Here is an 11,473-nt window from a genome sequence, read left to right on the forward strand (position 1 = left end):
GCCGCGTGCGGGGAGCTGGAGGTGCCGTCCGGGTGACCGCTCAGCTCGGCTGCGGGCCCGGTGCGGGAGGGGAGGAGGAAGCCCCGCTCTTGGTGCCCGTGCGCGGAGCGTTGCTGGTGACGGGTCCGGTGACGCTGCCGCCCACCGCGATCGCGCCGGCGCCGCTGGCCGTGACCGAGAGGTCCCCACCAGCGGCCGGACCGCCTTGGCCGGTCGAGACGCCGCCTTCGGGGGTGTGCTGCGCCAGCAAGGTGCGAAGCTGTTCGGCGGCCTGGGTTCGCTCAGCCTCGGCCAGGCTTTCCAGAAAGAGCTCGATACGGGCCTGCCACGCCGCACTCTGACGGATACGTACCTGCTCCGCCGCGGCTGCTTCCGCTGTTTCCAGCTCGCCCGCGGTCCGGTCCAGACGCTCCAGTTCCGCCCGCTCGCGCTGCCCGTTTCCCCGGCCGAACCAGTTCGCCACCGCCTGCCGCAACCCGGTCCACGCGTCCGTACCCGCAGCCTGCACCACGGCCGCCCCACCTGCTGCGGCCAGTGCTGTTAACGCCTCCTCCAACATTCCCACCACCATGCTCTCTCTCAAGAACAATCGCTCTCGTCAGCACGGTATCGCTTCACCCAGTGCCTGCGCAGTGCCATGAGGGAACACACATACGTCGAATCCGTCATCGGTTCTGTCACCGTGGTGGAACCGGGGTGGTGGCTCAGAGCCCGGTGAATCAACGGGCGTGAGGGCGGTCCGCCGCCAGGTTGCGCGTTGCTCGCGTAGTGGCCGTGCCGGGATTCATCAACCCCGCGTAGATCTTCCATAGATATCCCGCGGCTAGCGTCCCAGGACGTCAGCGGGCGAATACGTGTTTGCCCCGGAGAGGGGTTGTCCCGATGGGCCTTGAAGACGCGACGGGCCAGGAAAACGCGATCGCGATCACCGGAATGTCCTGCCGCCTCCCCGGTGCCCGGGACGTCGAGGAGTTCTGGCGCAACCTGCGGGCCGGCAGGGACAGCATCAGCCGGTTCGGCCGGGACGAGTTGCTCGCCGCGGGTGTGGACCCGGCGCTGGCCGACCATCCCGACTTCGTAGCTGCCCGTGGTGTGATCGCCGATGGCGACCGGTTCGACTGGGAGCACTTCGGGTACAGCGCGTCCGAGGCCGAGGGGATCGACCCACAGCAGCGGGTGTTCCTGGAGTGCGCGGCGCAGGCGCTGGACGACGCCGGGGTCGACCCCGCCCGGGCCGAGGGGTGGATCGGTGTGTACGCGGGGTGTGACATCGCCGCCGCGCCGCCGGTGCCCGGCGGCGATCCGGCCCGGGCCACCATGCGGATCATCGGGTACGAGAAGGACTTCCTGGCCACCCGCGTCGCCTACAAACTGGGGTTGCGCGGGCCCGCCGTCACCGTTCAGACCGCCTGCTCGACCTCTCTCGTCGCCGTGCACCAGGCCTGCCGCGCGCTGCTCGGCTACGAGTGCGACACGGCGCTGGCCGGAGGCGTGACGGTGCGGCTGCCGGAGGCCGGAGGGTATCTGTATCAGGACGGCAACATCCTTTCCCGGGACGGGCGTTGCCGTCCCTTCGACGCCTCCGCCAGCGGAACGGTCAGCAGTAGTGGCGTCGGTGTGGTGGTGCTCAAGCGGCTGTCCGACGCCTTGGCACAGGGGGACCGGGTCATCGCGGTGATCCACGGTTCGGCGGTCAACAACGACGGCGGCGAGAAGATCGGGTTCACGGCTCCCTCGGTGACCGGGCAGCGCGACGTGATCGAGCTGGCGCTGGCGCAGGCCGGGGTGGAGCCGGAGCGGATCGGTTATGTGGAGGCCCACGGGACGGGGACGCGGGTGGGCGACCCCGTCGAGCTGGCCGCGCTCACCGCCGCGTACCGGACGGAGGCCGGCGGCGTGGGGAGCTGTCTGCTCGGTGCCGCGAAGGCCAACATCGGTCACACCGGTGCCGCGTCCGGAGTCGCGGGGCTGATCAAGACCGCGTTGATGCTCCAGCACCGCGAGTTCGTGCCGACCCCGCACTTCGAGCGTCCCAACCCCGAACTCAAGCTGGACACCACGCCGTTCCGGATCAGCACGGAGCTGCGGCCCTGGGCGAGCGAGGAACCGCGACTGGCCGGGGTGAGCTCGTTCGGGGTGGGCGGGACCAACGCGCACCTGGTGCTCGGCGAGGCGCCACCGGCCGGGCCCGGGGGCGAGCCGGTGGCGGAGCCGGCCGTCCTGTGCCTGTCGGCGTCCTCGCCCGAGGCGCTCGGCTCGCTGCGCGAGCGGCTCGCCGACCGGCTCGACGCGCCGGACGCCCCCGCCCTCGCCGACGTCGCCCGGACCCTGGCCGCCCGGCGCCGGTTCCGGCACCGGGTGACGGTGGTGGCCGACCGGCCCGCCACGGCCGCGCTGCGGCTGCGCGAGGCCGAGCGGTCCGCGGCCGCCGGGCGGGATCCCGAGACGGCCTTCCTCTTCCCCGGCCAGGGCGCGCTGCGGGCGGGGTACGGACGGGGGGCGCACGCCCTGCTGCCGGTGTTCCGGGACGTCTTCGAGGACTTCCGCGCGCAGGCGCGACGGCGGTTCGGGGTGGAGCTCGCGCCCGTACTCGACCCGGCCACCCCGGCGGAGTGGTTCGCCGACACCAGGCATCAGCAGCTCGGCCTGTTCGCCCTGGGCTACGGACTCGCCCGGCAGCTGGAGAGCTGGGAGGTGCGGCCGGCCGCGCTGTTCGGGCACAGCGTCGGCGAGTACACCGCCGCCGCGGTGGCCGGGGTCTGGAGCCCGGCGGACGCGCTCGGTCTGGTCTGGGAGCGTGCCCGGGCCATGCACGAGGCCCCACCGGGACGGATGCTGGCGCTGCGGATCGACGCGGAGCGGGCCGCCGCCCTGCTCGGCGCGGACGTGTCCCTCGCCGTGGACGGCGGCGACCACGTCGTCCTCTCCGGCCCGGTACGGGCCATCACCGAGCTGGCCGTGACGCAGCGCGAGCAGGGCGTCGAAGGGCGCCTCCTGACGACCGGCCACGCCTTCCACTCGCCGCTGATGGCCCCCTCGGCCGACGAGCTGCGCCGGGCCGTGGCCGGGACCGCGCACCGGGCCCCCCTGGTGCCGTTCGTCTCGAACCTCACGGGCGGCTGGGCCGAACCGGCTGCCGTGGGCGACCCCGCGTACTGGGCCGGGCAGCTCCTGGGCACGGTCCGGCTGGCGGACGGGCTGCGCACCCTGACCGGCGGCGGCGCGCGGGTCCTGGTGGAACTCGGGCCGGGCGACGGGCTGAGCCGACAGGCCGTCGGCGGCGCGCGGGCCGACGGGGTCACAGCCGTGCCCCTGCTCGGCCGTGACCCGGAACGGGAGGAGTCCGCCGTGCTGCGCGGTCTGGGGCGGCTGTGGGAGAGCGGGGTGGAGGTGCCCTGGGACGAGCTCCGTCAGGACGAGCCGCGTCAGAGTGGTGACCGGGGCCGGATGGTGTCGTTGCCGCCCCATCCGATGGCGGGGAGCCGCTGCCGTCCGGCGCCCCACCAGAATCAGCCGGAGGCCGCCGGGGTCGGGCAGACGCCTGTACGTCCGGCCGCTGCCGTACGACAGGACGGATCCGACACCCTCACCCAGCAGCTGGCCGGAGTCTGGCGTGCCTCGCTCGGGACCGACTCCGCGCTCGCCGGGGACGACTACTACGACCAGGGCGGCTCGTCCCTGATGATCGTGGGGCTGCTGGCCGGGGTCAGGGCGCGGACCGGGGTCCAGATCCCCGCCGCGGCCGTCGCCACCTCCCTGACCTTCGGTCAGCTCGTCGCGATGGTACGGGAGCGGGCACCGGACGTCACCGGGCCCGCCGCGCCCACGGCCACCGCCACCGTCACAGCGCCCGCCCGCACAGCCGTGCCCGACGTGCCGGGGCTGACGCTGCTGCGCGACGGCGGACCGCGCGCGCCACTGTTCCTGATCGCGGCGTCGGACGGTGGCACGATGAGCTACCGCCACCTGGCAGCGGCGCTGGACGGCTCCCGCCCCGTCTACGGCATCGAGTCGCCGGGGATGCTCGACCGGCGCCGCACGCTGTACCGGCTGGAGCAGATCGCCGCCCACCAGATCGGCGTCCTGCGCCGTGCCCGCCCGGACGGCCCCTACCTCCTCGGAGGATGGTCGTTCGGCGCGATGGTGGCCCATGAGATGACCCGTCAGCTGGCCGCCGAGGGCGCCCGGGTGGAACTGCTGCTGGCGATCGACGGCTACCTGCCGGACACCGGCGGCCGCCCGGTCGCCACCCGGCCGAGCTGGCTGAAGCAGGCCCTTTCCTTCCAGTTGGAGGCGAGCGTCAAGCGCGGCCGTTCGAGACTCATCGGCGACAGCGGCCCGGCGCGGGGGGCGAGGCACCGGGCCGGCGGCTCCGCCGGGGTGCCCGATCTCGTCCGCGTGCACAACGCGAACCTCACCGCGATGCTGCGGCACCGTCCCCGGCCCGCGCCGTGCGACCTGGTGCTGTTCAAGGCGGCGGCCGACGAGGCCACGTGCGCCGAGCTCGCCCGGCGTCTCGCCCCGCTGTACGGGGGCGGGGTGCGGGTCGAGCCGGTGCCCGGCGACCACTGGTCGGCGCTGGGCCCCGAGCACGCCGCCGTCCTCGCCGACCGGCTGAGCGCGCACCTCGACGCGCTGGCCTGAGCGCGTCCGGCGGCCCGGGCCTGCTCAAGCCGCCGGAGCGCCCTCCCTGATGAACACCGACGAAACCGACCGATCCGAGACGAGGATTCCCGTGTCAGATACCGACCGGGCGAGCTGTCCGCACCTCGCGGGCGCCGCCGACACCGTCCAGGAACTGGGCGCAGGCTTCACCCAGAACCCCTTCCCCGACCTGGCCCGGCTGCGCGAGGCCGGCCCGGTCCACCGGGTGCGGCTGCCCAACGGCACCGAGCGCTGGCTGATCACCCGTTACGACGAGGTGATGGCCGCCCTGGCCGACCCCCGGCTCAGCAACGAGCTGGCCCGCGGCCTGGCGAAGGTGCTGCCGCCCGAGCCGCTGCCGCCGAGCTGGCAGGTGGCGCTGCGCACCAGCGCCCTGCTCGGCCGCGCGATGGCCAACCTCGACCCGCCGGACCACGACCGGCTGCGCAAGCTGGTGGTCCGGGCCTTCAGCGCCAAGCGGATCGAGGGCATGCGCCCGCGGATCCAGGAGATCACCGACGAACTCTTCGACGCGCTCGCCGGGCACACCGAGTTCGACCTGGTGGAGGCGGTGTCCAACCAGCTGCCGATCACGGTGATCTGCGAGCTGCTCGGCGTGCCGTCCTCGGACGCCGACCTGTTCCGCACCGCCGCGCGGGTCCTCGGCGGCTTCGTGCCGGACGACGAGGCAGCCCGCCGGACGATCGAGGCGCTGGACGCCTTCGACGCCTATGTGCGCTCGCTGGTCGAGGCGCGCCGCGCCGAACCCGGACCCGACCTGTTCAGCGAGCTCGCCAAGGTGCCGGAGGACGGACAGGGGCTGACCGACGACGAACTGGTCAGCATGGCGGGGCTGTTGCTCTTCGGCGGTTACGAGACCTCGGCGCAGCTGATCAGCAGCGCGGTGCTCTCGCTCCTGCGCCATCCCGACCAGCTGGCGGCGGTGCGCGCCGACCCCTCGCTGCTGGCGGGCGCCGTCGACGAGGTGCTGCGTTTCGAGGGCCCGGTCAACCCGGGTCTGAACCGCTACGCGCTGGAGGATGTCGAGATCGGCGGTGTGACGATCCCCCAGGGTTCTTATGTGGTCCTCGGGGTGGCCGCCGCCAACCGTGATCCGCGGCACTGGCCGGAGCCCGACCGCTTCGACGTCACCCGGACGGCGACCGCCAAGCAGCTCGGCTTCGGTTACGGACTGCACTACTGCATCGGTGCCCGGCTGGCGCAGCTGGAGGTCGAGATCACCCTCGCCACGGCGCTGCGCCGCTACCCGAGGCTGCGGCTCGCGGTGCCGGCCCACAAGCTCCAGTGGCGGGCCGGGTCGGTGCGCGGGGTGTCCGAGCTGCCGCTGCGCGTCGACTGACCGGGCCGGCCCGCACCGGCGCCCGTAGCGCGGCGCGCCGCCGGCTCCCCTCGTAATTCCCTCCGTTCTCCGCTCTGTTCTTCCTCCGAGAGGTACTGCTATGTCCGGGATCGCCGGTTGGGTCGACCGCGGCCGCGACCTGACCCGTGAAGGTGCGGCCGCCGCTGTGATGACGGCCCGCCTCGTCACCCGCGGCCGTCACGGCGAGGGGCTGTGGTCCAGCCGCTCCGCCGTGCTCGGCCACCGCTCCGACGCGCTGGACCGGGCGGGCGCGCAGCCCGCCGTGGTCCGTGAGGACGGCGAGCCGATCGCCGTGATCACCTTCGACGGGGTGCTCTACAACGCCTCCGAGCTCCGCTCGCGGCTGGCCTCGGACGGCCGCCGAGGGCCGTTGGACACCGACGCGGAGCTGGTGCTGCGGGCCTATCTCCGCTGGGGCCCCGGGGTGGCCGAGCGCCTGGAGGGACTGTTCGCGTTCGCGGTGTGGGACGTGCGGGAGTCGGCGCTGCTGCTGTGCCGCGACCGCTTCGGGGTGAAGCCGCTGAGCTATCTGCCGCTGCCCGAGGGGGTGCTGTTCGCCTCGGAGGTGGCGGCGCTGGCGGCGCACCCGCTGGTGAGCACCGAGCTGGACGCCGAGGGCCTGTGCTCGGTGCTGGCCCAGGTGCGCCGTCCCGGGCACGCGGTGCTGCGCGGGCTGCGCGAGGTCAGGCCCGCGCACGTGGTGCGGTTCGGCCGGGACGGGGTCACCGAGCGGCGCTACTGGGCGCTGGAGGCCCGTCCGCACACCCACGACCTGGCGCGGACCGTCGAGACCGCGCGCGGTCTGCTCGACGACGCGATCGCACGGGAGGCGGGTGCGGGCACGCCGGCGGTGCTGCTCTCCGGGGGCCTGGACTCCAGCGCCCTGACCGGGCTGGTCGCCGGGGTCGCGGGCGGTGCCCCGCGCACGTTCACGGTGTCCTTCGGGGACAGCGCGGCGGCGGTGCCCGACCGGCCCTTCGCCCAGGCGGTGGTGGACCGCGTCGGCTGCGACCACCGGGAGGTCCTGGTCGAGCCGGGTGAGCTGACCGATCCGCTGGTCCTCGACGCGGTCCTCGCCGCCAAGGACTTCCCCTCGCCGTTCGGCGACAAGAACCTCACCCCGTACCTGTTCTACCGGCGCGTCGCCGAGCACGCTCCGGTGGCGCTCAGCGGGGAGGCCGCCGACGCCGTGTTCGGCGGGCTGATCAGCGAGCAGGAGCGGGCCTCCGCCGGGCACCGCACCTTCCCGTGGATCGAGCGGGCCCGCACCTTCGGCATGACGCACGGCATCGGCAACGGGCTCTTCGACGCGGAGCTGCTGGACGAGCTGGGCTTCGCGTCCTTCTGCGCGGAGCGCTACGAGGAGGCCGTGGACGAGGTGGTGCACCTGCCCGGTGCGCCCGGCGACGACCGGCGGGCCCGCGAGATCGACCACCTCCATATGACCAGGCTGTACGAGCAGGCGGTCAACCACTCCGAGCGGCTGGGCGCCGCCGCCGGGCTCCAGGTCCGCTTCCCGTTCTCCGACCACCGGCTGTTCGGCTACCTGTACAACGTCCCGTGGCGGATGAAGTCCTTCGACGGCCGGGACAAGAGCCTGCTGCGGACGATCGCCAGGGACCTGCTGCCCGCCTCCGTGCTGGACCGGCCCAAGGTGCCGTTCCCGATCACCTACCACGCGGGTTACAAGGAGTCGCTGACCGCGCGGCTGCGCCGGGTGCTGGAGGATCCGGGCGCGCCGGTGCTGCCGCTGCTGGACCTGTCGGCCGCGCAGCGCACGGCGGACGACCCCAAGTCGCTGGACCGCGGCGGCTGGCTGGGGCGGGCCGACGTCGAGATGGTGCTCCAGCTGGACGGCTGGCTGCGTACCCGTCAGATCGTGCTGGCGCTGTGAGCGCCCTTCCCGCGCCCCGCGCCGGCGCCCCAGCCCCCGCCTCGTACTCCCCCACCCCCACCTCAGCGAAGGCCCACGTGACGATGACCGGACCCGACCGTCCGCTGCTGCACGAACTGTTCGACGAGCGCGCCGGGCGCCACCCCGACCGGATCGCGCTGCGCGACGCCCATGGCTCGCTCGCCTATGCCCAGGTCAAGCTCCGTTCCGACTGGCTGGCGGCCGAGCTGCACCGCCGCTGCCCACGGCCCGGGGCGCTGGTCGGGCTGCATCTGGAGCGCGGGGCCGACGTGGTCGTCGCGATGCTCGCGGTGCTCAAGAGCGGGCACACCTACGTGCCGCTCGACCCCTCGTACCCGGCCGAGCGCCTGCTGTTCACCGCCAGGGATGCCCGGCTCGCCCTGGTCGTCTCCGACCAGGAGATGCCCGCCGAACTCGCGGAGCTGCCGGTCCTGCGCCTGGACGCGATCGACCAGCCCGTCGCCCCGGTGCCCGCTCCCCCGGCCGAGGTGACGCCGGACGCGCCCGCGTACGTCATCTACACCTCGGGCTCCACCGGCCGTCCCAAAGGCGTGGAGGTGCCGCACCGCAATGTGGCGGCCATGGTCCGGGCCTGCGCCCGCCGCTACGAGCTGCGCGAGGGTGATGTGTGGACCCTCTTCCACTCGTACTCCTTCGACTTCTCGGTGTGGGAGATCTGGGGCTCGTTGCTGACCGGCGGCACGCTCGTCGTGGTGCCGCACGCGACGGCGGCCTCGCCGCAGGCGACGCTGCGGCTGCTGATCGACGAGGCCGTGACGGTCCTCAACGTGGTGCCCTCGGTGTTCCGCCATCTGACCCGGGCGGCCGTGCGCACCGGCGCGCTGCCGGCGGGCCTGCGGTACGTGATCTTCGGCGGCGAGTCGGTCGACATCCGGGACGTGCGGGCCTGGCGGCAGGCGGCGGGCCGGACGACCCGGTTCGTCAACACCTACGGCATCACCGAGGCGACCGTGTTCGTCACCTACCGGCTCTTCACCGACGAGGAGCTGGACCGGGCGGAGGACGCGCCCGACGGCTCCGCGTTCGCGTTCGACATCGGCGAGCCGCTGGACGGCTGGGAGTTCCGGGTCGTCGGCGAGGACGGCGCGCCGGTCCGTCCCGGAGAGACCGGCGAGATCCTGGTGGCCGGCGACGGCGTGGCGCTGGGCTATCTGAACCGGCCCGAGCTGACCGCCGAACGCTTCCCGGTGCTGCCCGTCCCCGGGGGCGGCACCCGGCGCCACTACCGCAGCGGGGACCTGGCCCGGCTGCTGCCCGACGGCATGTTCTGCTTCGCCGGGCGGGCCGACGACCAGGTGAAGATCAACGGCTTCCGGATCGAGCTCGGTGAGGTCGAGGCCAGGCTCCAGGACGCGCCGGGCGTCCGGGAGCTGGTGGTGGTCAGGACGGTCAGCCGGATCGGCGAACCGATGCTCACCGCCTTCTACACCACGCCCGAAGCCTCGTCGGTGGACGCCTCGTCGGCGGGCGGGGAGCTCGACGAGCGGGAGCACGCCGAGCGGCTGACCGCGCACGCCCGCCGGACGCTGCCCGCGCACATGGTCCCCGGGCGGTTCGTGCGCCTGCCCGAACTGCCGGTCAACCCGTCCGGCAAGACCGACCGCAAGGCGCTCTCCGCGTGGCAGGGGCACACGCCCCGGCCCGCGTCCGCCCGCTGACCCGACCTCCGATCTCCTGTACGCCCGAAGAGGACCGTGATGGCTCCACGCACCCGCAATCTCGCCAGCGACCCCGACCGGCCCAGCTTCCTGGAGGAGCTGTACCAGGGCCGGTTCCGCTGGGATCTGATCCACCCCTTCCCCGAGCAGCGGCCCGAGGACCGTGAGCGCGGCGACGCGGCGGTGGCCTCCGTCGGCGCCCTGCTGCGCGAGCGGATCGACCCCGTCGAGGTCGACGCCGACGGAGCCCTGCCGGACGGCTTCCTGGCCGAGCTGGCCGAGCGCGGCTACCTCAGGATGCAGGCCGGCCCCGACGTGGGCGGCCATGGTCTGTCCTCGTACAACACCTTCCGGGTCATCGAGGAGGCCGCCTCCTGGTGCTTCCCGGTCGCGGTGCTGCTGGGCATCGAGAACGCCCTCGGCGCGGGCGCCTTCCTGCCGGTGCTGCCGCCGGGTCCGCTGGCCGACCGGGTCAGGGCGCACGTGCTGGCGGGCGGTCTGTCCGGCAGCGCCGACACCGAGCCGGAGGGCGCCGCCAACCAGGGGCGCGGCACGACGGCGACCGTGGTGGAGGACGGCGCCGCCTATCTGCTCAACGGGCGGAAGATCCAGGTCGTCAACGCGCCGACCGGGGGCCTGTTCAGCGTCACCGCCTCGGTTCAGGGCCCCGACGGCACCGAGCGCAACCGGCTGTTCTTCGTCGACGCCGACACCCCCGGCGTACGGCGCACCGGCCCCCAGGAGCTGATGGGGATGCGCGGGCTGCCCTTCGGCGGGCTCGACCTGGACGACGTGCGCGTCCCGGCCGAGCTGGCGCTCGCCGAGCCCGACCCGGAGCACAGCTCGCGGCTGACGCCGGCGGTCTCCCTGCTGGTGGTCCGGGGTCGGCTGTACATCATCGCCGCTCCTTCGCTGGCCACCGCGAAGCTCTGTCTGTCCTGGGCGCGGGACTTCGCGGCCCGCCGGTCGGTGGACGGCCGGGGGCTCGGCGAGTACGAGGAGATCCGGCGGCGTCTCGCCGAGAGCCGGGCGGAGGTCTTCGCGCTGGAGAGCACGGCCCGCTGGAGCCTGCTCGGCGAGGACAACGGCACGGACGTCAACCTCAAGTTCGAGCAGAACGCGTCCAAGAACATCTGCTCGATCCTCGGCTGGCGGGTCGTGGAGCGGACGCTGTCGATGCTCGGCGGCGAGGGGTACGAGAACGCGCGGAGCAAGCGGGACCGGCAGGCGCCCCCGCACGCCGTGGAGCGGGCCTTCCGTGACGTGCGCGGCCTGCGGATCACCGGCGGGGTGGACTTCCTGCTGGACCACTGGAGCGCGTCACGCACCCTGCTGTCCTACTACTACCCCGAGCCCGACCACGCGGACGGGCTCGCCGCGGAGCAGGCCCCGCCGGCCGGCTTCGGGGACGACCACGCGCTGTCGGCCCGCAACCTGGAGCACCTGACGTTCGTCCGGGAGCAGGTCCACCGCTTCGGACGCGACTGCCTCGAACTGACCCGGCGCCACCCCGACCGCGCCGGACTCGCCGCCAAGCAGCGGCTGATGATCCTGCTGAACCGCACCGCGACCGAGCTGCTGACGATGTCGCTCACCCTGGCGCGGGCCGCGAGCACCAGCACCTCGGGCGACCAGGAGGTCCAGGACCTGGCCGACGTGTACTGCGCCGCCGCCCGGGCCCGCCTCGCCGCGCTGCGCCACCGGCGCGCGCAGGAGGAGGACGAGGAGGGCGCGGGCAGCGCCGCGGCCGCCGCCGACCGGCTGGCGGCCGCCTTCAACCACCAACCGACCACGAACGGCACCACCGACGGCACCACCGGGGCCGGCCGATGAACGAGGAACCGATGAGCGAGG

Annotated in this window: 6 protein-coding genes; 5 read left to right on the forward strand and 1 reads right to left on the reverse strand. The window is 73.8% G+C overall.

Features of this window, described 5'->3' with window-relative positions; genetic code table 11:
- Positions 1-40: 40 nt before the first annotated feature.
- Positions 41-559 (reverse strand): hypothetical protein, encoded by a 519-nt coding sequence (locus tag RM609_RS03045; protein WP_311607693.1) that lies wholly within the window; start codon positions 557-559, stop codon positions 41-43.
- 323 nt (positions 560-882) lie between these two features.
- Here RM609_RS03045 and RM609_RS03050 point away from each other — a divergent pair, with 323 nt between their 5' ends.
- The 5 genes from RM609_RS03050 to RM609_RS03070 all read left to right on the forward strand — a co-directional run bounded on the left by RM609_RS03050 (position 883) and on the right by RM609_RS03070 (position 11,452).
- A complete protein-coding gene (locus RM609_RS03050) occupies positions 883-4,644 on the forward strand; it encodes a type I polyketide synthase (protein ID WP_311607694.1) in 3,762 nt (1,253 codons plus the stop codon).
- Positions 4,645-4,735: 91 nt separating this feature from the next.
- Positions 4,736-6,004: a cytochrome P450 family protein gene (locus RM609_RS03055; protein WP_311607696.1), complete on the forward strand. Its 1,269-nt coding sequence runs from the start codon at positions 4,736-4,738 to the stop codon at positions 6,002-6,004.
- Between the two features lie 100 nt (positions 6,005-6,104).
- Positions 6,105-7,919 carry an asparagine synthase (glutamine-hydrolyzing) gene (gene asnB, locus RM609_RS03060; RefSeq protein WP_311607697.1) on the forward strand — a complete coding sequence of 605 codons (1,815 nt, stop codon included), beginning with the start codon at positions 6,105-6,107 and terminating at the stop codon, positions 7,917-7,919.
- A gap of 83 nt (positions 7,920-8,002) precedes the next feature.
- Complete coding sequence (locus RM609_RS03065; protein ID WP_311608482.1) at positions 8,003-9,619, forward strand: amino acid adenylation domain-containing protein; 1,617 nt, start codon at positions 8,003-8,005, stop codon at positions 9,617-9,619.
- Positions 9,620-9,658: 39 nt separating this feature from the next.
- Complete coding sequence (locus tag RM609_RS03070; protein WP_311607699.1) at positions 9,659-11,452, forward strand: acyl-CoA dehydrogenase family protein; 1,794 nt, start codon at positions 9,659-9,661, stop codon at positions 11,450-11,452.
- The last annotated feature ends 21 nt before the right edge of the window (positions 11,453-11,473 follow it).

Source organism: Streptomyces hesseae (assembly GCF_031845785.1).
GTDB classification, from domain to species: domain Bacteria; phylum Actinomycetota; class Actinomycetes; order Streptomycetales; family Streptomycetaceae; genus Streptomyces; species Streptomyces hesseae.

Bases quoted from the DNA above. Each gene is read 5' to 3' on its own strand.
- RM609_RS03045 (WP_311607693.1), bottom strand. From the start codon at position 559: ATGTTGGAGGAGGCGTTAACAGCACTGGCCGCAGCAGGTGGGGCGGCC.
- asnB (WP_311607697.1), top strand. From the start codon at position 6,105: ATGTCCGGGATCGCCGGTTGGGTCGACCGCGGCCGCGACCTGACCCGT.
- RM609_RS03070 (WP_311607699.1), top strand. From the start codon at position 9,659: ATGGCTCCACGCACCCGCAATCTCGCCAGCGACCCCGACCGGCCCAGC.
- RM609_RS03065 (WP_311608482.1), top strand. From the start codon at position 8,003: ATGACCGGACCCGACCGTCCGCTGCTGCACGAACTGTTCGACGAGCGC.
- RM609_RS03050 (WP_311607694.1), top strand. From the start codon at position 883: ATGGGCCTTGAAGACGCGACGGGCCAGGAAAACGCGATCGCGATCACC.